The sequence below is a fragment of the Acinetobacter brisouioides genome (genome assembly GCF_004331075.1).
Classification (GTDB): domain Bacteria; phylum Pseudomonadota; class Gammaproteobacteria; order Pseudomonadales; family Moraxellaceae; genus Acinetobacter.
This window is the reverse complement of sequence record NZ_SJNX01000001.1, coordinates 340951-363227: the sequence shown is the minus strand read 5'-3', so window position 1 is coordinate 363227 and position 22277 is coordinate 340951. Positions and strand designations below refer to the sequence as shown.

The window sequence follows — 22277 nt, the reverse complement described above, 5'->3', positions numbered from 1 at the left end:
GTTCCTCTCCTAAATGGAGAGGTTAGGAGAGGTCTAAAACTTAGTATTTGTAAGTGTCAGATTTGAATGGACCTTCAACAGGTACACCTAGATAATCTGCTTGTACTTGAGTCAATTGAGTCAATACACCGCCAAAACCTGCAACCATCGCTGCTGCAACTTCTTCATCCAGTTTTTTCGGAAGAAGTTCAACACGGATGTGCGCTTGTTTTTCTGCTGCAGGAAGATCAGCAAATTTTTCAGCAAATAAATGCATTTGAGCCAAAACTTGGTTGGCAAAAGAACCATCCATCACACGTGATGGGTGACCTGTTGCATTACCAAGGTTTACAAGGCGACCTTCAGACAACAAGATCAGGTAATCATTTTCATTTTCTGAACGATATACTTGGTGTACTTGAGGTTTTACTTCAACCCACTTGTAACCACGTAAGTAGTTGGTGTCGATTTCAGTGTCAAAGTGACCGATGTTACACACCACAGCGCCTGCTTTTAAGGTATCCAGCATTGCTGAATCACAAACGTGGTAGTTACCTGTTGTTGTGACGATCAAGTCGGTGTTTTCAAGCAAATCAAGGTTGATGTCTTCTTTTTTGCCAGTTTGTGCGCCATTTTTGTATGGAGAAACGACTTCATAGCCATCCATGCAAGCTTGCATTGCACAAATTGGGTCAACTTCAGTCACACGAACGATCATGCCTTCTTGACGTAAAGATTGTGCAGAACCTTTACCCACATCACCATAACCAATCACCAATGCACGGCGACCAGAAAGCAACATGTCTGTACCACGTTTGATGGCATCGTTGAGTGAGTGACGGCAACCGTATTTGTTGTCGTTTTTAGACTTGGTGACTGAGTCATTTACGTTGATTGCAGGAACTTTCAACGTGCCATCGCGTAACATTTCGTGAAGACGTTGTACACCAGTAGTCGTTTCTTCAGTCACGCCATGAATTTTAGCAATTAATTCAGGGTATTTTTCGTGAACAACAGCAGTTAAGTCACCACCATCGTCCAAGATCATGTTGGCATCCCAAGGTGTGCCATTCACATTGATTTGTTGCTCCAAGCACCAGTTGTATTCTTCTTCAGTTTCGCCTTTCCAAGCAAAAACAGGAATACCGCGTGCCGCAATTGCAGCAGCAGCGTGGTCTTGAGTTGAGAAAATGTTACATGATGTCCAGCGAACTTCTGCACCCAATTCAACTAGAGTTTCAATTAAAACTGCAGTTTGAATGGTCATGTGGATACAGCCAAGAATTTTGGCACCTGCGAGTGGTTTTGCAGCAGCATAGCGCTTACGCAAGCCCATCAAGGCTGGCATTTCAGCTTCAGCAAGTTTGATTTCTTTACGGCCGTATTCAGCAAGATTGATATCGGCAACTTTATAATCTGTAAATGAAGCATTAACCGCGTTCATCACGATCTCCTTTTTAATAAAACAATTGTTGATCATTCAGTTCGCGGATGCCGTTGTTGGCTAAATTGAACATTTAACCGATCGTCGAGCCTGGCGCTTTTACATTTTGTACCTGTAAAACGTCGCAGCATCCCTCGACTAGCGGAGTATTGTACTTGGAAATGCAGCGAGTTCCAACGTGAAATTGGTTAATATCTGATAGGTAAATCTTAAAAACACTTCAAAATCGCAATCTGTTTGTTAGCATGCTTAAATTTTGAAAATGCATGTACTACAGGATATAACGCGATAAGAAAAATCAGCATGATCAACCACAATGATCCATTCCGAATATTGCCCTTGATCGCTTCCTAAAATTTATAGTGCAATTGCATACAATGATTTGAGCCAAGCAGATTGTTTAATCTTGCTCAGAACCAATAAAATCAAGTTTCTGAAACCTGTACTGCATAACTATAGTGTCTAAACGCAATTGGAAAAGATTAGCTCAATCCAGTTTAAAGCCACTGAGCAACACGTTGTTCCTCAGCAGTGCAGTGATCTGGTATTTATTTGCAAGTGCAGTGATTCGGTTTTTTCAATAGTCCATTTTGTCTCTCCTTATGAAGTGGGAGAAATAAAACAGGATAATCGATTATGAAAGAATTTATGGTTGAGTTGCCTGATATTCCTGAATGACTTCTAGCGCAGCACGAAAAGCTTCTTGGGTAGCGGGCGCACCGCAGTATGGTAAGCTGTGTAATAGGGTTTCCTGAATTTCTTCAATACTACAACCATTATTCAGCGCACCACGCACATGACCTTTCAGTTCGGTTGGAGATTTTTGTGCAACCAACATGGCGATGGTAATTAAAGAGCGGTATTTGCGCGGTAAAACTCCTTCACGTTGCCATGTTGAACCCCAAGCGTGTTCATTAATCCAGTCCTGTAAAGGTTGGGTAAATGCAACCGTATTGTCTTGAGCGCGTTTGACAAATACTTCACCCATCACTTCAGTACGAACTTTTAAGCCATTTTCATAATCTTGCTGTGCCATGTTACTTAACCTATAAAGTGAGTAAAATCTCACCATACACCGAAAATTAACATCAATATATTAGGCTTGAGTCCATTAAAAAAAGCACTCTCCATATTCGGCCAGTGGCCCAACTTTTCGAGTGCAGTTCAACAAGAGATTTTGTTATTGTGATTAGATTAACTTGGCATCTTTCATTTCAAGTTTGATATAAGCATAGAGAATCGGTGCTGCAATCAGTCCACCAAAACCAAAAATTGCTTCAAAAATCAACATGGCAAGCAGCACTTCCCAAGCATGCGCATTAATTTTACTTCCTACAATTTTGGCATTAATAAAATATTCAAGCTTATGAATCAGGATTAAATACATTAAAGCTGCAGCAGCGACAGGTAATGAAATGGTTAATCCTGAAATGATAATGAGGCTGTTGGAAATTAAATTGCCTGCAATCGGAATCAGCCCAAAAATAAAGGTCAAAATAGTTAAGGTTTTAGCAAAAGGCAGGTGTACACCGCATAATGGCAATGCAATAAAGACAAAAATAATAAACAGTGCAGTGTTGATTAGAGAGATCTGAATTTGTGCAAAAACCACGTTTCTAAACGACAATGCCAGTTTTTCAATACGTAGCATCAGCGCCGTTTTAAATATTGGTTGTGCATCTTTATAGTTAAAAGAATGAATAGAAACTAAGATTCCGATAATTAAGCCAATCACCATGGTGGCAAAATTATGCAAAATATCTGAACCTGTATGCCTTAAAACCGACACATTATCTTTAAGTAAAATAAAAATATGATTTTTTAAATCGGTCACGCTGTTTGGAATATAAATAGATATGTATTTTGAGACTTCCTGTTGTAATAAAATCAGAGTTTGATCAACTTTTTCACTAAACGCAGCCAGTCCTGGTCCTTGCAAATCATAAATCACGAAACTGACCAAACTGGTAATGAGGAAACTGAGTAAAGAAACAATCACAATACTCAGCACAATACTGATAATTAATTTTGCGCGATGACTGTCAATATAACGATCAATCACCTTGCTTAAACTATGAATAATTTCATAGATCAGGAAGCCTGCAAAAAAACTTGGCAGGAGATGTAAAGGAATAATCGCCAAAAGAGATAATATAATAAGAATATAGCTTGCCAGAATGCTTTGTCTGTCGCTCAAGATATTCATGCTGGTTTGACCCGATATTTAGCAAAAGAAGCGCCATAGGAAATGCAATAAGACTGCACAGAATTTTGTATTAATCCTAGACAAAGGTCATTCTAACTGCTTCGGAAATACTTAGAAATAAAAAAATACGCTTTATCTGAATGAAAAATATTTAGCCAATTTTAGCTTCGTTTAGGCGGCGCGCACCTTCAAGAATCATCCGAATCATGATCATGGTTTGCTGTGCCACCGCATTACGTTCATTTACAGGTAAATCGATGACTTTTGCACCCATATTAAATACCAGCTGGGTAATGGCTTTTGCCGCTAAATCTGGGTGAAACAGGCGGTTTTGGTTCAAACGCTCTAAACGAATCAGGTCTTCTTGCAATTCTTGCTGAAAAAAGCTCAGTTGTTGCTCTACCGCACGTTTATAGGAAATTGAACCCGTATAGCCTTCGCGTAACAGTAAACTTAGATTACCGTCATCGGTGTCGAGTTGCTGTAAAAAGACTTCAACCGAAGTGCGAATAATGCTTTCTTGTTTAGATGCTTTAAGGCGTGCTTCACGAATAATTTTACGTAAAACGACCCCAGCACGATTAATTAGTTCAATTGCAAGTTCATCTATATCTTTAAAATGCCGATAAAAACTGTTGGGTGCAATGCCAGCTTCACGTGCGACTTCACGTAAACTCAAAGAAGAAATACTTTTTTCTGGCCCGATTAAATTTAAGGTTGCCTGAAATAATTCTTCTTTAGTAATCGTGGCTTTACGACCAGCACTACGCAGAGGTGTTTTGGCTTGAGCTGTAAGGGAGTGATCAGTTGGCATAGCAGTTATCGATAAAGGGGGCATGTAAACTCATGTGGCAAGCTCGGATTTATTTGAAGATTATAGCCTTAGAACTGAACGATAAGAAATAGTGCAAAGAATTGTTTCTTGCTTGCATAAATACTATACATATATATATACATGTGTATAATAATTAGAAAGTCATATAATAGAGATGACCACAATGCATGTCATACAACGTAAAAAACAGCTTTTAGATTTTCTGTCTGGCAGTGTCTATGACAGTAACACAGTGAATTTTTGGCTTCAAAAAGTCAATCCATTGTGGTCAACTCATGAAACACTTGGGCGAATTGTCAAAAAACAAACCATCGCCAATGATGTCGTGAGTTTAACCATTCATTGTAACCAACGTATGCAATATGGCGTTGCAGGGCAGCATCATCCCGTACACGTAGAAATTCATGGTCGCCGCTATGAACGTACCTATAGTTTGACTCGGCTGGATGCCCATCATGTAAAACTGACCTTGAAGAAAATTGAAGGCGGTGTGGTGAGTACATGGTTATGTGAACAAGCTCAAGTGGGTGATATCCTTGAATTTGGCCAGCCGTACGGGGATATGCTGGTTAGCGAACAGCCACAAAAACAGTTGTTGTTACTGGCAGCAGGCAGTGGGATTACCCCAATGTATAGCATGTTGGCAGGATTGCATCAGTCTGGGCACCTTCAGGACTATGACATTCATTTAATGTACTGGGCACAACATGCCACAGGTCTTGCTTTCAAATCAGAATTTGAAGAATGGCAACAAACCTATCCGAATTTTAAGTTTACCGCGCTATGTACGCGTGATGAACCTGCTGCTGAACGTATTAATCAGAAACATACAGCATTAGCTGCAGACTTTGCTGAACGTACTGTCTTTGCTTGCGGCCCATCGGGGTTTGTCAATGCTGCAGAAAGTGTCTTTGCTGGCGCAAAACTGTTCAAAAGTGAAGCTTTTAGCCTGACACATATAGAAACCAATGATGTTGGCTTTGTAAATATTACTTTAAGCAAATCCAATAAAACTATTGCTGTTGCTAAAGGCCAGCCAATTTTGGTTGGTCTGGAACAGGCTCAGATCAAACCAACCCACGGTTGCCGTATGGGTATTTGCAATAAATGTGCATGTAATAAAGTATCGGGTGCAACCAAAAACTTAAATAATCAGTCGGAAAATACTGAACCAAATAGCCTACTACGCTTATGTGTCAACTCCGCACAAACTGACCTTGTGTTAGATCTTTAAGAGAGGCATCTGCTATGAATATGCAAGTAAAAACACAATATTTTAAAAATCCAAAAAACCGCGAACTCAGTGAAGCCGATTTAGAGGCGCTTGCTCAAGAGCTAGATGCCATCAAACAAGAAGTTGTGGATGACTTGGGCGAGCAAGATGCTCAGTACATTCGCCGTGTGTACTCTGTTGTACGTTATAGCAGTCTAGCAGGTCGTGCTTTATTGTTCGCAGGCTGGTTTCCACCAGCGTGGGTACTGGGTACAGGCTTGTTAGGCTTGTCTAAAATTTTGGAAAATATGGAAGTCGGACACAATGTCATGCACGGTCAATATGACTGGATGAATGATCCGAAATTCATGGGACAAACCTACGAATGGGATAATGTCGGTACAAGTGATAATTGGCGTCAAACTCATAACTATAAACATCATACCTATACCAACATTAAAGGGATGGATGATGATATTGGTTATGGTTTAGTCCGTTTATTTCCAGAACAGCGTTGGAAAAAAAGCTATTTATTGCAACCGTTGTACAGTATTCCATTTTGTTTGCTGTTCCAGTGGGGTGTCGCGATCCAAAACTTGGAAGTCGGCAAACTGATGATGGGGCGTAAGACCAAAGCCAAATTTATACAAGAAATGCGTCCGGTACAACGTAAAGTCGCGAAACAATTGTTCAAGGATTATGTGTTTTTCCCACTTGTTGCAGGACCAAGTGCAGTACCTGTATTGCTTGGAAACCTCGCAGCAAATGGTATTCGTAATGCTTGGACATTCAGTATCATTTTCTGTGGTCACTTCACCAAAGATGTAGAAGTGTTTCCAAAAAGCGTCTTGGAAAATGAAAGTCGCGGACACTGGTATATGCGCCAAATTCGCGGTTCATCGAACTTAACAGGTTCTGAAGCCTTTCATATTTTGACTGGACATTTGAGCCATCAAATTGAGCATCACTTGTACCCAGAAATTCCTGCACGCCGCTACCGCAAAATGGGGCCAAAAGTAGAGGCTGTATGTAAAAAATATGGTTTAAACTACAACAATGCCAGCTTGTTTAAACAATATGGACAAGTTTTGGGACGTATTTTGAAATACTCTCTACCATTTAAAAAATAATCATGCAGTCATAAAAAAGCGCAGTCTAAACTGCGCTTTTTTATTAATTAAATTTTAACTGTACGCTTGAGCCTGCAAACATACGTTTTATAGCGCGGGGCAAATCTTCATTTTGATCTGCCAGTTCAATATGAATTGAAGTGTACTCTAACTCTTCCGCAACTTTATCTGCTGCGAGTTGAATGACTATTTGTGTATCAAAAAAACGAATAGATTCAATTACGTCCTGAAACTCAAACTCAGTTTCGTTGACCAAAAGCCCAATTTGTTGATTTACTGCCATATCAGGCTCATCAATACGGCTTAAGATGACAAAATCAATCGGGTCAAGTTCATCATCTGCCAAACCAATCGTGAAAACATCATCATCTTGGCTACAGGAAATGTGGTTGGCATAGAAAGATTTCATCGGGTTATTTCACTTAGACTAATTCAAAGCCTTATTTTAGTTGAATTGTTCCATTTGCGCTGACACTAATTTTAGATTCTCCCGCATTCATGTCTTGTGCGATTGGTGCGGCAGCAACTTCAGCAAACTTGGCAGTTCTTGCACTCATCATGATTGGGCGATAACTACTGTTGGTGTTTACATTGAGGTTAACCAGATTGTAGCCAGTTTTGTGCCAAGACTGGGTCAGTAGCTGAGCACGTTGCTGGAAGTTTTTAGATGCTTCAAGCATAAGTTCATTTTCAACTTTGCTGCGCTGTTCATCAGAAATGCTAAAACCAATCGAGTCAGTCTGGAAGTTCTGTTGTAGTTCACTAATCAGTTGACTGGCGGCCTTAAAGTCGTGGCTTTCGATTTGTAGTTCAGCACGTCCGCGCCATTCTTTGAGTTTTTTGTTATCAGTGTCGTAAACAGGGTAGGTACTTTGTGCGCCAGTTTTGACTTTCACTTGCGGATATTTTTTGGCAGTTACCAATGCCTGGTTCATCAGTACATTAATTTGATTGGCCAGTTCGGCAGGCTGTTTATTGTTCTTTTCAATATAAAGAACAGCTTGAATTTGGTCATTGGAAACCTCGCGGGAAGCAACAGCCTGAATGCTGATGACATTGTAGTTTAATGCCTCAGTGGTTGCGGCAAAAACAGGGCTACTGACGCTAGCAATAAGTAAGCTAGATACGAGCAAATTTCTCATAAATTTTCCTTGAATTTGGAGTGTTTGTTGTCTGACTCATGTTAATTGGATAAAACGGATTATCTAAAGTGAAATTGTCGCTTCTTTGTAATACTTTTTAAGTTTTTGTATCTCATTTTTATAAATAAAGTCTTTTAAATTCAGTAGATTAATTGTTGAATATTTAATTGATTCTTTTGTTGGTCTAAAGATAAAAAAATATTTCTGATGAGAAGGATTTTCTTATTATTGTCATGGAGTATCATAATAATGAAGCTAATTCATTAGATAAATGCTTTTTTCAATGAATTAGGCCAAATAAAGAGCTAAAAGGTCTTTATTTTTATAGAAAAAAGGGTATTATCGCCCTCCTAGTTATAAGTTCTAAATTTTGTCTAACTAGAATTCTACAAGCACCGAGTCAAAGGACCACAAGTCACCAGACTTATTTCTTTCAACCCATATCAGAGATGGTAATTCGATATGAGCGTTACTTCTGTAAATCCTGCCACCAATTCCACCAACGAATATTACTTGACTCGCCAAAGTCAGATGGAATCGAATGTTCGTAGTTATCCACGTAAATTACCGTTAGCGATAGCGAAAGCACAAGGTTGTTGGGTTACTGATGTTGAAGGTACTGAGTACCTTGATTGTTTAGCTGGTGCAGGGACATTGGCATTAGGTCATAACCACCCTGCGGTTATTCAAAGTATCCAAGACACACTTGCAAGTGGTTTGCCTTTGCATACTTTAGACCTAACGACACCTTTAAAAGATGCTTTTACTGAAGCTTTATTGGCTTATTTGCCTGGCGGTAAAGAAGAATATTGCTTACAGTTCTGTGGTCCATCTGGTGCAGATGCAACAGAAGCAGCGATTAAACTTGCAAAAACTTATACTGGTCGTGGTTCAGTGATTAGCTTCTCTGGTGGCTATCACGGCATGACGCATGGCTCATTGGCTATGACGGGTAACTTGAGTGCAAAAAATGCAGTCAATAACCTTATGCCTGGTGTTCAGTTTATGCCATACCCGCATGAATACCGTTGCCCATTGGGTCTTGGTGGTGAAGCAGGTGTTGATGCATTAACTTATTACTTTGAACAGTTTATTGAAGATGTTGAAAGCGGTGTGACTAAACCTGCTGCTGTCATTCTTGAAGCGATTCAGGGTGAAGGCGGTGTTGTAATTGCACCTACAAAATGGCTTCGTAAAATCCGTGAAGTAACTGAAAAACACAACATTGTGTTGATTCTTGATGAAGTACAAGCGGGCTTTGCACGTTCAGGCAAAATGTTTGCCTTTGAACATGCGGGTATTGAGCCAGATGTTGTTGTTATGTCTAAAGCAGTCGGTGGTAGCTTGCCACTTGCAGTATTGGGCATTAAACGTAAATTTGATGCTTGGCAACCAGCGGGTCACACGGGTACTTTCCGTGGTAACCAATTGGCAATGGGTACAGGTTTAGCTTCTTTACAAGTCATTAAAGAACAAAACCTAGCTCAAAATGCGCAAGAACGTGGTGATTTCTTACAAGCTGAAATGAAAAAATTGGCACAAGAATTCCCATGTATTGGTAACGTACGTGGTCGTGGCTTAATGTTAGGTATTGAAATTGTTGATGAGCGTAAAGCTGCTGATCACATGGGTTCATTACCTGCAGATGCGCAATTGGCTGCTGCGATTCAAACAGCATGCTTTAACAACAAATTGTTGTTAGAAAAAGGTGGTCGTAACGGTACAGTGATTCGTTTACTTTGCCCATTGATCATTACTCAAGATGAGTGTGTAGAAGTTATTGCACGCTTCAAGAAAGCAATTGCTGAGGCGCTTGTTGCCGTTCGAGGTGCTTAATGGTTGATTTTGCACAACATCGCAAAGCTTTACTTTGTAATGATGCTCAATCCATTGCTGACTATCAGTCAGCAATGGGTGAAGCGGTCAAAGCCGTTTCAGCATGGTTACAAAATGATAAAATGTACACAGGCGGCAGCATCAAAGATTTGCGCGCAGCAATTTCTTTTAAACCATCTAAAGATGGTTTAGGTGTACAGCAGTCTTTACAACGTATGGTTGAGCTTTTTCTCAATAAAAGTTTAAAAGTACATCATCCACATTCATTGGCACATTTACACTGCCCGACGATGGTGATGAGCCAGATTGCGGAAGTGTTAATCAATGCGACCAACCAATCAATGGATTCATGGGATCAAAGCCCTGCAGGTTCGTTGATGGAAGTTCAATTGATTGACTGGTTACGTCAAAAAGTGGGCTATGGCACAGGTCAGGCAGGGGTATTTACCTCTGGTGGTACGCAATCTAACCTTATGGGTGTATTGCTTGCGCGCGACTGGTGTATTGCGAAAAACTGGAAAGGCGAAAACGGTCAGGAATGGTCTGTACAGCGTGATGGCTTACCTGCTGATGCATTGAAAAATGTCAAAGTCATTTGTTCTGAAAATGCACACTTCTCTGTGCAAAAGAACATGGCAATGATGGGCATGGGCTTTCAGTCAGTTGTGACTGTTCCTGTGAACGAAAATGCTCAGATGGATGTTGATGCGCTGGAAAAAACCATGGCGCATTTGAAAGCTGAGGGTAAAATCGTAGCCTGTGTTGTTGCAACAGCTGGGACGACTGACGCTGGTGCAATTGACCCACTCAAGAAAATTCGTGACATCACTAACCAGTATGGTGCGTGGATGCATGTCGATGCAGCTTGGGGCGGCGCACTGATTTTATCGAATGAATTCCGTTCAATGCTAGATGGTATTGAATTGTCAGATTCGGTGACGCTAGACTTCCATAAACACTATTTCCAAAGCATTAGTTGTGGTGCTTTCTTGTTGAAAGACGAAGCCAACTATCGCTTTATGCATTATGAAGCAGAATATCTGAACTCTGCTTATGATGAAGAGCATGGTGTACCAAACCTTGTTTCTAAGTCATTACAAACGACTCGTCGTTTTGATGCATTGAAATTGTGGATGACTGTTGAAGCATTGGGTGAAGAACTTTATGGTTCAATGATTGATCATGGTGTCAAGTTGACTCGTGAAGTTGCCGATTATATTAAAGCAACTGCTGGTCTTGAATTGTTGGTTGAACCACAATTCGCATCAGTTTTGTTCCGTGTTGTGCCTGAAGGCTATCCTGCTGAGTTTCTTGATAGCCTCAATCAAAACGTTGCAGATGAATTGTTTGCACGTGGTGAGGCAAATATTGGTGTAACAAAAGTAGGTGATGTTCAATCATTGAAAATGACTACTTTAAGCCCAGTAGCAACGCTTGAGAATGTACAAAACTTACTTGGATTGGTTTTAGCTGAAGCTAATCGTATTAAAGATGCAATTGCAGCAGGAACTTATGTTCCAGCGATTGACTAACTAAAATAAGTTGCCATCAAGTTGTAGAAAAAGGTCACTGATGTGACCTTTTTTTATTAAATTAATCGTATTTAAAGTAGATTCATGTTGGTGAAATCAAGCCTTGGATGATAGCAAGCGTCATGATTAAGTTGATCTAATTTATATTTATTATTGATTTTTAATGAAAATTATAAAAACTAAATCTAATCTAGATTATTACAAATTAGTCTTTAATTTGTAACATAAATGTCATATAAAAAACTCAAAATGCAAAAGATTCAGCATAAATTTACCAAAAAAAGCAGCAGTTTTCTTGGTATAAATTAAATTGAGAGATGGGAATGAATTTTAGCAAAAAATATTTTGCCTTAGCATTTGCTTGTTCAGTAACAATATTCGCAACAGGCGCGCGTGCAGCGCGCGAAACTATTCAAATCTCAGGTTCTTCTACGGTATTGCCTTATGCAAGTATTGTGGCAGAAGACTTCGGACATACTTTCCCCCAGTTTAAAGTGCCAGTTGTTGGTTCTGGTGGTTCATCTGCTGGTTTGAAGCAATTTTGTCAGGGTGTAGGTGATAATACTATCGATATTGCCAATGCATCACGTAAAATTAAAGACACTGAAATTGCAGCATGTAAAAAAGCAGGCGTGAATAAAATCCAAGAAATAAAAATCGGTTATGATGGTATCGCATTTGCATCAAACAGTTCAAAACCAGCCTATAAATTAAAACCGTATCATGTATTTGCAGCGTTGGCTGAGAAACTTCCTTCAAAAGGCAAGTTAGTTCCAAACCCATATACACGCTGGAATCAGATCGACTCAAGCTTACCCAATGAACCTATTACTTTAGTGATTCCTGCATCTAACCACGGTACGCGTGAAGTGTTTCAAGAAAAAATGGTGGATGCTGGCTGTGAAGCATATGATTACTTTAAAAAGTTAGATAAAGAAGCACAAAAAAAAGCATGTTCTAGCTTTCGTAAAGATGGTCGCGTGATAGAAATTTCAGGAGACTACACAGAAACATTGGCACGTTTAAAAACTTCCCCAAGTGCAGTGGGGGTATTTGGTCTTGGTTTCTATAATCAAAACCGTGACCGATTACGCGTCGCAACAGTCAATAATGTTGTTCCAAGTGAAAAAACGATCTTGAATGGTAAATATCCTGTATCTCGTCCATTATTCTTCTATGTAAAAGGAGAACATGTGAAACTTGTGAAAGGTTTACCACAGTACGTTGAATATTTCTTAAATAAACACGTTTCTGGTAAAGGCTCAAAACTTGAACGTGCTGGATTGATTGCAATGTCTGATGCAGAGCGTGCAAAAATTTTGGCAGATTTTCAAACAGGTCGAACTGTTAACTAATTGGATTTGCTCAAAATTAGGTCAATCTAGGGTTTTGAGTTGACCGATTGGGCTTTGTATCAAAGTAAAAACGAGCGGAGATAAGATGAATCTGCTTCTTTTGGGTGTACTGCTGGCATTGATTGCAGTTGCATACCAGTTAGGCTTAAAAAAGAGCCGTCAGTTGGCAGGGCAAGGCAATAGCTCCGTTAGTTTGCACTCCCGTCCTGGGTATTACGGTGCCCTTGTTGCAATGTGGTGTGGTATTCCTGCTTTCCTCATCTTGGCGATTTGGAATCTGTTGGAACCCACTTTACTGCATGAGGCGGTATTTAATCGGGTGCCTACATCGGTGCTTTCAAATCTAGATGATGCAAGTAAAAGGGTTTTACTCGATCGTGTTCGAGCCATTGCTACAGGATTTGGTGTTACTGATCAGATCATGCCATATGAACTAAAAGCCGCAGAACAATATGCTCAGCTTGCAAAAATTGGTGAATATGCCAAGTTTGCAGTCGTGATCTGTGTGGCAATGATTGGTCTTATTTTTGCTCAAAAATGCATCAGTCAAAGATATCGTGCCCGTAACGGTGTAGAAAAAGTCATTCGTATGAGTTTGGCGCTATGTTCAGGTGTTGCGATTCTGACCACGATTGGTATTGTTTTGTCGATGTTGAGTGAAGCATTGCATTTTTTTCATTTTGTTAGCCCAAGTACATTTTTCTTTGGTACCGAATGGAACCCAGGCTTTAGCACAACAGGGAGTGCAGAAGGCAGTTATGGTTTATTGCCATTGCTATGGGGGACGCTCATGGTCAGTGTAATTGCCTTACTGGTATCCATTCCTGTTGGATTAATGATTGCAATTTATCTTGCTGAATATGCTTCTCCAAGACTACGTGCATGGGCAAAACCAAGCATTGAAATTTTGGCAGGTATTCCAACGATTGTGTATGGGGTTTTTGCTTTAATGGTGGTTGGGCCATTCTTTAAGCATTTAGGCGCTAGTATTGGTGTAGATATTAATGCAACAAGTGCTTTAACGGCTGGTTTTGTCATGGGAATTATGATCATTCCATTTGTGTCATCTTTGTCTGATGACATTATTACCCAAGTACCACGTACTTTGCGTGATGGTTCTTTGGGTTTGGGGGCAACGCATTCGGAAACTATTCGTCAGGTGGTTTTACCAGCAGCATTACCTGGGATTATTGGTGCATTTTTGCTGGCGACATCACGGGCAATTGGTGAAACCATGATTGTGGTACTTGCAGCAGGCAACAGCCCATTGTTGCAGATTAATCCACTAGAAGCTGTTTCTACCGTGACCGTGACCATTGTGAACCAGTTAACTGGCGATACCGACTTTGCAAGCCCTCAGGCACTGGTTGCCTTTGCATTAGGTTTAACGCTGTTTGTGATTACCCTTGGTCTTAATATTGTTGCACTGTACATTGTGCGCAAGTATCGTGAGCAATACGAATGAGTATGACTTCAATGCGGCAACCTGCGGTTGATCCGAAGATTGCTGCAGAGTTACGCGAAAAACGTAAAAGAATCATTACCCAGTCTTTGGCAAAGCGCCATCGTAAAGAAAAAATCTTCCGATTGTTGGGATTGTCAGCAGTTGTGACAGGTTTATTCTTTGTGGCGGTATTGTTCGGTAGTATTTTGTATAAAGGTTTACCGTCATTTTGGCAAACCAGTATGACGGTTCCTGTGTATTTTGATCCAAAGATGATTGACGTGGGTGCAAAACCCGTCCAGCGAGCAGGTGAATCTCCAGCCAAATACCAAGAGCGTTATGTCGATTGGCAAACGAAAATGAGTATGGTCGACTGGGATAGCATGATCGTTAAGGGCATGATTGCAAAAGATCCAAGTCTTGCTGGGCAAGAAGATAATTTACGTAGTATTTATGCAAGTGCTGAAGCTTTTCGTATCCGCGATATGGTCTTTAAAGACACGAACCTGATTGGTAAAAAAGAGGAATTAAAGTTCCTTGCTGAGGCTAATGTGGATGTGTGGCTAGCTGGCAAGATTGATCGTAGTTTACCCGATGATCAACAACAGCTGAGTCCTGAAGTACGTAAGCTGGTCGATCAATTAGCAAAGAAAAATATGCTTGAGCGTACTTTTAACGTCAAGATCTTTACCAATGGTGATTCACGCAGCTCACCTGCAACCAGTGGTTTGGCGGGTGCCTTTATGGGCTCGTTGTTCATGATGCTGATCGTGATCTTTGTTGCGATTCCAATTGGCGTGGCAAGTGCGATTTATCTGGAAGAGTTTGCTAAGAAAAATATCCTGACCGATATTATTGAAGTCAATATCAATAACTTGGCAGCAGTTCCTTCAATTGTATTTGGTCTGTTGGGAGCTGCAATTTTTGTGGGTTGGATGCATTTGCCATTATCAGCACCAATGGTCGGTGGTTTGGTTTTGAGTTTAATGACGCTGCCAACTGTCATTATTACTACACGTGCAGCACTCAAAGCGGTACCTCCTTCGATTCGCCAAGCAGCCCAAGGCTTGGGAGCATCTAATATACAAACTGTTTTGCATCATGTCTTACCACTCGCATTGCCTGGTATTTTAACGGGTGCGATTATTGGGGTGGCGCAGGCTTTGGGTGAAACTGCACCGTTACTCTTAATTGGTATGAGTGCTTTCGTTGCGAGTGTCCCAGCTACGCCATTGGATCAATCGACTGCATTACCTGTACAGATTTTTCTGTGGCAGGGCAATGAACTCCGTAACTTCTTTGAAGGTCGTACCGAAGCAGCCATTATTGTATTGTTAGTCATGATGATCGGGTTGAACAGCCTTGCAATCTGGTTACGTAAGAAATTTGAAGTTCGTTGGTAATCAGGGCAAAATAAAGTGAATATAGCAAATACGACTTCATTACAAACACAGGATATACAGGTGGTTCCAGAATCTCATACGTCATACGAAGGTACTGAACATCGTCCAGTGAGTGTTCATATCGGTTACTTTGACCAACACGAAAACAGCAAGAAAAAAGCAGCGCAAGAAGTGAAAATCAGCACTGAAAATGTGCATGTTTACTATGGTGAAACTGAAGCCATTAAAGGTATTGATTTAAACATTTATCAAAATGAAGTGATTGCTTTTATTGGGCCATCAGGTTGTGGTAAATCAACGTTTTTACGTACTTTAAATCGCATGAATGACACGATTTATAGCTGTCGTGTGACAGGTAAGGTGACACTGGATGAACAGGATATTTATGATCCGAGCCTAGATGTCGTATTGTTACGTGCACAGGTCGGAATGGTATTTCAAAAACCAAATCCGTTTCCAAAATCCATTTTTGATAACGTGTCTTATGGCCCGAAGCTTCATGGCTTGGCACGTGATAAATACGATTTGGAAGAAATTGTAGAAAATAGCTTGCGTAAAGCTGGTTTGTGGGAAGAAGTCAAAGACCGTTTAAACCACCCAGGGACGAGCCTGTCAGGTGGTCAGCAACAGCGATTATGCATTGCACGTACCATTGCGGTCAGCCCAGAAGTCATTTTGATGGATGAGCCTTGTTCAGCACTCGACCCAATTGCAACTGCAAAAATTGAGGAATTGATTTCTGATTTGTCGACGCAATATACCATTGCGATTGTGACGCATTCAATGCAGCAAGCAGCACGTGTGTCTGACCGTACTGCATATTTTCACTTGGGGGATTTGATTGAAGTTAATTCAACAGAAAAAGTCTTTACCCAGCCAGACCATCAATTAACAGAAGCTTATATTACAGGTCGCTTTGGTTGATTTTTGATTTTAATTTAATATTTTTAATTATATCCTCATGTTTACATGGGGATTTTTATTGAATTGTAGTGATTCATGTTTGTCTATTGATTTTTACTACTGAAACCCTCATCTTGAAGTCATGACTTTATGTATTAGGCTAAGATATGCTATTTCAATTGCCCAAAATTCCTGCTGAAATTCACGTGACCCATCTCAATGCACGTGTTAATGAACAAAGAAAGAAAATTATTCAAAGTACAGCATCAAAATTTGAATTGTTACAATTTAATAAACAGTTAGCCAAAGAGGCAAAGCAGCGCAAAAAGAACAATCAAAAAGTTTATATTGTTGACTTTAATGGTGATGTACAGGCATCTGCTGTTTCAGCTTTACGTGAAGAAATTACCTTGATTTTGTCAACTGCAAAGGCAGGGCAAGACCGAGTCGTGATTCGTCTTGAAAGCCCAGGCGGTATGGTACATGGTTATGGTCTAGCTGCGGCCCAATTGGTACGTTTACGCGAAGCAGGTTTTCATGTCACGATTGTCGTCGATAAAGTCGCAGCTAGCGGTGGTTATATGATGGCATGTATCGCTAATGAAATTATTGCAGCACCATTTGCGATTGTTGGATCTATTGGTGTGGTGGCTCAAGTTCCAAACTTTAACCGCTTGCTGCGTGAACATCACGTTGATTTTGAACTGTATACTGCTGGGCAATATAAACGTACCGTGACGATGTTTGGGGAAAATACTCAGGAAGGGAAAGACAAGTTCGAGCAGGAACTTCAACAGACCCATACACTGTTTAAGCACTTTGTTGAAAAATATCGTCCAAAACTGAATGTGGAAAAAGTGGCAACAGGTGAGCACTGGTATGGTCAGGATGCGCTAGAGTTGAATTTGATTGATGAATTACAAACTTCAGATGAAGTCATCTTGAAGCTTTTGCCGCAGTATGATGTGTATCTGATTAGTACGCGTCGTAAACCAACTTTAGGTGAAAAGTTAGGTTTACAGGCAGCTCAAATTGCAGATCAGCTTATCCCCGCAATGATGAATAAACTGACTGATGTATTGACTAAAGCAAACCAGTCACAGGTACAGTTACGAGATCCAAAACTGTAATTGTTAATGCTCATTAGCCAGCTATATGCTGGCTTTTTTATGTCGTGTTAAAAAGTTTCGAATTAGTTGAGTGACTTCGGAAGCATGTATTTTTGCAAAATCATGTTGTCCTTGAGCAATGATATTCAAATCGGATTGTCTAAGTTGTTGTTGTAAATATTGCCCTATAGCAATCGGGCTGATGGGATCAGATTCTCCCCAAAGTAAAAGGGTTGGGCAGTGAATCTGGTGTAATTGATCTTGATAGTTGCTTTGTGCCGTAATAAACCAGTCAGGCACGTTTAAATATTCCTGACGGTAGGTTTCTCGCCAGTCAGCCACCTTAAAAACAGTAAGATCAATCCCGCCAGATGTTGCAAGAAGAACCAGACCACGAATTAATTTAGGTTTACGTAGGGCTGCGGCTATTGCAAATATGCCACCCATAGACTGAGCAACCAAATAGCATGGCTGTTGAATCTGATTGAGTACATACTCTGTAAGTTTTTGGAAATTCAGAATATCTGGATTGGCTGGAGTTTGACCAAACCCAGGATAGCCAATGATGTCGGTTTGATAATCTTTGGCAAGATCTTTTTGTACAGGCTGCCAGAACTGGGTACTTACAGATGCACCAGGCAGAAAAAGAATTTTCGTGTCCATAAGTATTTTTCTTGTTGATTGTTTTTGATAAAAAATAAGCCCAGAAATTCTGAGCTTATTTAAGGATTGCTATAAAAATTATTCAATAAATTTTACAGTCACGCCAGCTTTTACTTTGCTTGCTAAATCATTGGCATCCCAGTTGGTTAAACGAATACAACCATGTGATGCTGTTTTAGAAATTGCAGATGGATTTGGTGTACCATGAATACCAAATGAACGCTTACTCAAACCAATCCAAACATTACCCACAGGAGCATTTGGGCCAGGTGGTAGAGTCAAAGGTTTTAAGTTTTTGCCTTGTACAAAGTTACTCGGAGAGTAGCTGTAGTAAGGGTTCTTGGTGGCACCAACAACTTTATATGTTCCTGTTGGAGATGGTGTATCACTACTACCAATCGTTGCAGGAAATGAACCGATCATTTGGTTACGGTCATTGAACAAATACAATTGTTTTGCACCTTTATGAGCCACAATCAAATGAATATTTTCAGGTAAATTATTGCGGATGTTGGTCACAATAATTTTTTCACCGACTTTATTAAAAGTTGCTTTTGGATTGAGCTGTTTTAAAAATGCCTCATCCATATGGAACTTTTCACCTAGCATTTCGGTGACGCGAGTGTAATACAAACCTGGCATTTTCGCTTGTAATGCATAGTCTGAAGGAATGCTTTTCGCATATGGGCCTTTCAGGTCAGCTTCAGTAATGCTGTATTCTATAAATGCAGGTTTGTTCTGAGTCGCAATTAAAGCATTCCAAGTCGCTTGATCAAGCTCACCTGTAGTCGGTAGGCCTTGCATTTGCTGGAAAGAAGCTAAGGCTTTGAGCGTATTTTTGCCACTGCTACCATCAATTGCACCAGGCGAAGCATGATTATTGTTCAACATGACTTGTGCGCGTGCATAGACAGGGAATTGCCCTTTACCAATGTTTGGATACCATTGGATATTGTTTAAATTATCAAGTGTCCATGCGTGTTTTGCAGCGTTATTTTTTGTTGATGTCGCTGTGGTTTTCTCTGGACTTTGATCAATCGTTTTAACCGTTTTGGTAACTTGGTTAAGATTGTTCTGCTCTTGTTGGGTGATTTGTACTTCAGATGCCGCCGTCACCGACGCAACCTCAGAGGCTGCAGGACTACGACCTTCCATAACTTCAGACGCCGCTTTGGTATCAAGCGCAAGAGGATTGATTGGGTCTTGAATGGTAATAGTCGTTGAGGCTACTTTTTTAGGATTTAATGGTTGCTCTGCATTAGAAGCTGCAAAAGCAGTATTTAGCATGAGGTAGCTTAGACTCATAGCGAGTAATGAGCGAACGAACATCTAATTCAACCTTAAGAATTATGTATGTATGATGAAAAAACGCGGTCAGTATTACAGAAATAATAAACCGATGCATTAATTATTTCGTATCTATATTGCGTCTATAAAAATAAGAAGCGGGTTGATTATTCAAAATACGGGCTTTTTGTTATGATAGGTGAATTTTTGATGATTCATGGAAAGGATATGACGACTTTAAAAAATGATCGTTTCCTACGTGCTCTATTACGTGAACCTGTTGATACGACACCTGTCTGGATGATGCGTCAGGCAGGGCGGTATCTACCAGAGTATCGCGCGACACGTGCCCAAGCAGGCGATTTCCTTTCTTTATGTAAAAATACCGATTTTGCATGTGAAGTGACATTGCAACCTTTGCGTCGTTATGCGTTGGACGCTGCTATTTTATTTTCTGATATTTTAACTGTACCCGATGCTTTGGGTTTGGGTTTGTACTTTGAAGCTGGCGAAGGCCCAAAATTTCATAAAACAGTCAGAACCGAACAAGATATTGCACAGCTCCCTAAACTCAATGCTAAAACAGACTTGGGTTATGTCATGGATGCGGTTTCGACCATTCGTTCGGCATTGGCAGGGCAAGTGCCATTAATTGGTTTTTCGGGGAGTCCGTGGACACTGGCAACTTATATGGTTGAGGGTGGATCAAGTAAGGAATTCCGTTTTACCAAACAGATGATGTATGCCCAACCTGAGCTATTGCATGCTTTACTCGATCATCTGGCCGAGTCGGTGATTGATTATTTAAATGCACAAATTGATGCAGGTGCTCAAGCGATTCAGATTTTTGACAGTTGGGGCGGCTCACTGGCGCATCGAGAGTATCAGGAATTTTCATTGCAATATATGCAGAAAATTATTGCAGGTTTGCAACGCGAAAAAGATGGGCAGCGCATTCCTGTGATTCTCTTTACCAAGGGCGGCGGGCAATGGCTGATTCCGATGTTGGCAACGGGTGCTGATGCTTTGGGGCTAGATTGGACAACGTCACTGAAAACGGCTCGTGAACTGGTACATGGGCAAGTGGCTCTACAAGGGAATTTAGATCCTGCGATTTTATATGGTTCGCCAAAGTCGATAGAAAGAGCAGTGCATGCCATGTTAGATGATGCTTATGCGCATGGTGAAAAAACAGGCTATATTGCTAATCTTGGACATGGAATTACCCAGTGGGTCAACCCAGATCATGCCAAAGTGTTTGTGGATACGGTTCATGAATATAGTGCCAAGTATCTAGGCTAAATTTGCGTGAACCTCACCGTTCGTTTTATTTATACTGTAGTGCAGCGTGCAATGTCCGCTGCACTTTTTGGTATTTTATTACTCATCATTTTTGCCTTGAGTTTTAAAATGGGGCATCACCCGTATTTGGGTTTTTACCGTTACGATTATTTATTTTTCTGTGCAGTGTTGATTCAAGGATTGATGCTGTATTTTCGGATGGAATCATGGCAAGAAGCCAAAGTGATTGCCTTGTTTCATGTTATGGCAATGATCATGGAACTGGTTCTGACTGCACCCAAAATTGGTTCATGGCAGTACCCCGAACCTGCGATCTTGAAAATTTTAACTGTCCCGCTCTTTGCCGGGTTTATGTATTCGGCAATTGGTAGTTTTTTTGCTCGCTCGATTCGGCTGTTTTATATTTCATTTGAAAAGTTACCCAGCCTGATCAACATGCTGGCATTGGCACTCTGTGCTTATATCAACTTTATCAGTAAGTTTTTTATTCAGGATATTCGCAGTATTTTATTTGTCTGGAGTGTGCTGATTTTTTGGAAAACCAAAGTTAATTTCCAAGTCTTAAAAAGCTCATGGCATTTGCCGATGTTACCTGTGCTGCTGTTTTTGGCATTTTTGATCTGGATTGCGGAAAATATTAGTACTTTTTATGATATTTGGGTCTATCCAAGTCAGATTGATGGCTGGCATATTGTCTGGTGGGGTAAAATTGGTTCGTGGTATTTATTGTTATTGTTGAGCTTAGTGTTGGTCATGAAAATTTTGGGTAAACGCGATGCTCAAGGCAATTGGCGGATTTATGATGTTCATCTCTCAGATAAAAAAGGCAAGTAAATACTTGCCTTGGGTCATCGAGCTTAATAGCTTTCAGGAACAACGCGTAAAAATTCGCGGCGTACTTCTTCGTCAGTTTTAAATTGACCAACGAAAGAAACTGTACGTGTGGTTGAGCTTTGTTTACCAACACCACGCATCATCATACACATATGTGCAGAATCAATCACAACGGCAACGCCACGTGCATGAGTCACACTTGCTACTGCTTCAGCGATTTGCTGCGTTAAATTTTCCTGAATTTGCAAACGACGTGCAAACATTTCAGTAATCCGAGCAAATTTAGAAAGACCCAACACTTGTCCTTCAGGCAAATAGGCAATATGCACACGACCATAGAATGGTAAAAGGTGATGTTCACAGAGCGAATAAAATTCGATATTTTTCACCAACACCATTTCGCGGTTTTCTGATGGGAAAACAGCATTGTTTGTAACTTCTTCAAGCGTTTGATTATAACCTGAAGTCAAATACGAAAAAGCGCGCGCCGCACGAACAGGCGTATCTTTAAGGCCTGGACGTTGAAGATCTTCACCAACTGCGGTGAGAATTTTTTCGTAGGATTGCTGCATAGACATAACAGGTGTTCACTTACACTGGTTGAGCAAGCTCGGCATTTTAACAGAAAACTTGCGAAAGACCGATACTAATTATTAAAAC

Annotated in this window: 20 protein-coding genes; 11 read left to right on the top strand and 9 right to left on the bottom strand. The window is 40.4% G+C overall.

Annotated elements, in window-relative coordinates:
- Positions 1-40 precede the first annotated feature (40 nt).
- From ahcY to fabR, 4 genes are all read right to left on the bottom strand, one after another.
- Entirely contained in the window at positions 41-1423 is a 1383-nt protein-coding gene (gene ahcY / locus E0H77_RS01715) for an adenosylhomocysteinase (RefSeq protein WP_131374514.1), read from the bottom strand.
- Between the two features lie 646 nt (positions 1424-2069).
- Complete coding sequence (locus E0H77_RS01710; RefSeq protein WP_131374512.1) at positions 2070-2459, bottom strand: carboxymuconolactone decarboxylase family protein; 390 nt, start codon at positions 2457-2459, stop codon at positions 2070-2072.
- Positions 2460-2612: 153 nt separating this feature from the next.
- Positions 2613-3629, bottom strand: a complete 1017-nt coding sequence (locus E0H77_RS01705) for an AI-2E family transporter (protein WP_131313925.1) — start codon at positions 3627-3629, stop codon at positions 2613-2615.
- Positions 3630-3780: 151 nt separating this feature from the next.
- Complete coding sequence (fabR, locus tag E0H77_RS01700) at positions 3781-4467, bottom strand: HTH-type transcriptional repressor FabR (protein WP_131374510.1); 687 nt, start codon at positions 4465-4467, stop codon at positions 3781-3783.
- 160 nt (positions 4468-4627) lie between these two features.
- On the opposite strand from fabR, the gene E0H77_RS01695 reads away from it, so the two are divergent.
- Complete coding sequence (locus E0H77_RS01695; RefSeq protein ID WP_131374508.1) at positions 4628-5698, top strand: ferredoxin reductase; 1071 nt, start codon at positions 4628-4630, stop codon at positions 5696-5698.
- Positions 5699-5712: 14 nt separating this feature from the next.
- Positions 5713-6807, top strand: a complete 1095-nt coding sequence (locus E0H77_RS01690) for a fatty acid desaturase family protein (RefSeq protein ID WP_131374506.1) — start codon at positions 5713-5715, stop codon at positions 6805-6807.
- A gap of 43 nt (positions 6808-6850) precedes the next feature.
- On the opposite strand, the gene E0H77_RS01685 is transcribed toward E0H77_RS01690, so the two are convergent.
- Positions 6851-7216, bottom strand: a complete 366-nt coding sequence (locus E0H77_RS01685; RefSeq protein ID WP_131374504.1) for a hypothetical protein — start codon at positions 7214-7216, stop codon at positions 6851-6853.
- A 31-nt stretch (positions 7217-7247) separates the two neighbouring features.
- The gene (locus E0H77_RS01680; RefSeq protein WP_131374502.1) at positions 7248-7949 is read right to left on the bottom strand and encodes an SIMPL domain-containing protein; all 702 of its coding nucleotides are present in this window, start codon (positions 7947-7949) and stop codon (positions 7248-7250) included.
- Positions 7950-8411: 462 nt separating this feature from the next.
- Here E0H77_RS01680 and E0H77_RS01675 point away from each other — a divergent pair, with 462 nt between their 5' ends.
- From E0H77_RS01675 to sohB, 7 genes are all read left to right on the top strand, one after another.
- A complete protein-coding gene (locus E0H77_RS01675) occupies positions 8412-9785 on the top strand; it encodes a diaminobutyrate--2-oxoglutarate transaminase (RefSeq protein ID WP_131313913.1) in 1374 nt (457 codons plus the stop codon).
- Complete coding sequence (locus E0H77_RS01670) at positions 9785-11317, top strand: pyridoxal phosphate-dependent decarboxylase family protein (RefSeq protein ID WP_131374500.1); 1533 nt, start codon at positions 9785-9787, stop codon at positions 11315-11317. Before E0H77_RS01675 ends, E0H77_RS01670 begins: the two co-directional genes overlap by 1 nt.
- Before the next feature lie 323 nt (positions 11318-11640).
- Positions 11641-12672: a substrate-binding domain-containing protein gene (locus E0H77_RS01665; RefSeq protein ID WP_131374498.1), complete on the top strand. Its 1032-nt coding sequence runs from the start codon at positions 11641-11643 to the stop codon at positions 12670-12672.
- 85 nt (positions 12673-12757) lie between these two features.
- On the top strand, positions 12758-14137 hold the full coding sequence (gene pstC / locus E0H77_RS01660) for a phosphate ABC transporter permease subunit PstC (RefSeq protein ID WP_131374496.1): 1380 nt from the start codon (positions 12758-12760) through the stop codon (positions 14135-14137).
- Positions 14128-15519, top strand: a complete 1392-nt coding sequence (pstA, locus tag E0H77_RS01655) for a phosphate ABC transporter permease PstA (RefSeq protein WP_416240498.1) — start codon at positions 14128-14130, stop codon at positions 15517-15519. Before pstC ends, pstA begins: the two co-directional genes overlap by 10 nt.
- Before the next feature lie 108 nt (positions 15520-15627).
- The gene (gene pstB, locus E0H77_RS01650; RefSeq protein ID WP_171478299.1) at positions 15628-16443 is read left to right on the top strand and encodes a phosphate ABC transporter ATP-binding protein PstB; all 816 of its coding nucleotides are present in this window, start codon (positions 15628-15630) and stop codon (positions 16441-16443) included.
- Between the two features lie 146 nt (positions 16444-16589).
- Entirely contained in the window at positions 16590-17552 is a 963-nt protein-coding gene (gene sohB / locus E0H77_RS01645) for a protease SohB (RefSeq protein WP_131374490.1), read from the top strand.
- A 21-nt stretch (positions 17553-17573) separates the two neighbouring features.
- Here the strand turns inward: sohB and E0H77_RS01640 are convergent, their stop codons facing one another.
- Both E0H77_RS01640 and E0H77_RS01635 read right to left on the bottom strand, forming a co-directional pair.
- On the bottom strand, positions 17574-18194 hold the full coding sequence (locus E0H77_RS01640) for an alpha/beta fold hydrolase (protein ID WP_131374487.1): 621 nt from the start codon (positions 18192-18194) through the stop codon (positions 17574-17576).
- 78 nt (positions 18195-18272) lie between these two features.
- On the bottom strand, positions 18273-19523 hold the full coding sequence (locus tag E0H77_RS01635; RefSeq protein ID WP_131374485.1) for a L,D-transpeptidase family protein: 1251 nt from the start codon (positions 19521-19523) through the stop codon (positions 18273-18275).
- A 186-nt stretch (positions 19524-19709) separates the two neighbouring features.
- Between E0H77_RS01635 and hemE the strand changes: the two genes are divergently transcribed.
- Both hemE and E0H77_RS01625 read left to right on the top strand, forming a co-directional pair.
- On the top strand, positions 19710-20783 hold the full coding sequence (hemE, locus tag E0H77_RS01630; protein ID WP_116728408.1) for a uroporphyrinogen decarboxylase: 1074 nt from the start codon (positions 19710-19712) through the stop codon (positions 20781-20783).
- Between the two features lie 51 nt (positions 20784-20834).
- Positions 20835-21617: a DUF817 family protein gene (locus E0H77_RS01625; RefSeq protein ID WP_171478298.1), complete on the top strand. Its 783-nt coding sequence runs from the start codon at positions 20835-20837 to the stop codon at positions 21615-21617.
- Between the two features lie 23 nt (positions 21618-21640).
- On the opposite strand, the gene folE is transcribed toward E0H77_RS01625, so the two are convergent.
- Positions 21641-22189, bottom strand: a complete 549-nt coding sequence (gene folE, locus E0H77_RS01620; protein ID WP_171063183.1) for a GTP cyclohydrolase I FolE — start codon at positions 22187-22189, stop codon at positions 21641-21643.
- Between the last annotated feature and the right edge of the window lie 88 nt (positions 22190-22277).

Coding starts and splice junctions, on each gene's coding strand:
- E0H77_RS01670 (WP_131374500.1), top strand. CDS start 9,785: ATGGTTGATTTTGCACAACATCGCAAAGCTTTACTTTGTAATGATGCT.
- ahcY (WP_131374514.1), bottom strand. CDS start 1,423: ATGAACGCGGTTAATGCTTCATTTACAGATTATAAAGTTGCCGATATC.
- E0H77_RS01680 (WP_131374502.1), bottom strand. CDS start 7,949: ATGAGAAATTTGCTCGTATCTAGCTTACTTATTGCTAGCGTCAGTAGC.
- E0H77_RS01640 (WP_131374487.1), bottom strand. CDS start 18,194: ATGGACACGAAAATTCTTTTTCTGCCTGGTGCATCTGTAAGTACCCAG.
- E0H77_RS01665 (WP_131374498.1), top strand. CDS start 11,641: ATGAATTTTAGCAAAAAATATTTTGCCTTAGCATTTGCTTGTTCAGTA.
- E0H77_RS01685 (WP_131374504.1), bottom strand. CDS start 7,216: ATGAAATCTTTCTATGCCAACCACATTTCCTGTAGCCAAGATGATGAT.
- pstC (WP_131374496.1), top strand. CDS start 12,758: ATGAATCTGCTTCTTTTGGGTGTACTGCTGGCATTGATTGCAGTTGCA.
- hemE (WP_116728408.1), top strand. CDS start 19,710: ATGACGACTTTAAAAAATGATCGTTTCCTACGTGCTCTATTACGTGAA.
- E0H77_RS01710 (WP_131374512.1), bottom strand. CDS start 2,459: ATGGCACAGCAAGATTATGAAAATGGCTTAAAAGTTCGTACTGAAGTG.
- sohB (WP_131374490.1), top strand. CDS start 16,590: ATGCTATTTCAATTGCCCAAAATTCCTGCTGAAATTCACGTGACCCAT.
- E0H77_RS01675 (WP_131313913.1), top strand. CDS start 8,412: ATGAGCGTTACTTCTGTAAATCCTGCCACCAATTCCACCAACGAATAT.
- folE (WP_171063183.1), bottom strand. CDS start 22,189: ATGCAGCAATCCTACGAAAAAATTCTCACCGCAGTTGGTGAAGATCTT.
- E0H77_RS01625 (WP_171478298.1), top strand. CDS start 20,835: ATGTCCGCTGCACTTTTTGGTATTTTATTACTCATCATTTTTGCCTTG.
- fabR (WP_131374510.1), bottom strand. CDS start 4,467: ATGCCCCCTTTATCGATAACTGCTATGCCAACTGATCACTCCCTTACA.
- E0H77_RS01695 (WP_131374508.1), top strand. CDS start 4,628: ATGCATGTCATACAACGTAAAAAACAGCTTTTAGATTTTCTGTCTGGC.
- E0H77_RS01635 (WP_131374485.1), bottom strand. CDS start 19,523: ATGTTCGTTCGCTCATTACTCGCTATGAGTCTAAGCTACCTCATGCTA.
- E0H77_RS01705 (WP_131313925.1), bottom strand. CDS start 3,629: ATGAATATCTTGAGCGACAGACAAAGCATTCTGGCAAGCTATATTCTT.
- E0H77_RS01690 (WP_131374506.1), top strand. CDS start 5,713: ATGAATATGCAAGTAAAAACACAATATTTTAAAAATCCAAAAAACCGC.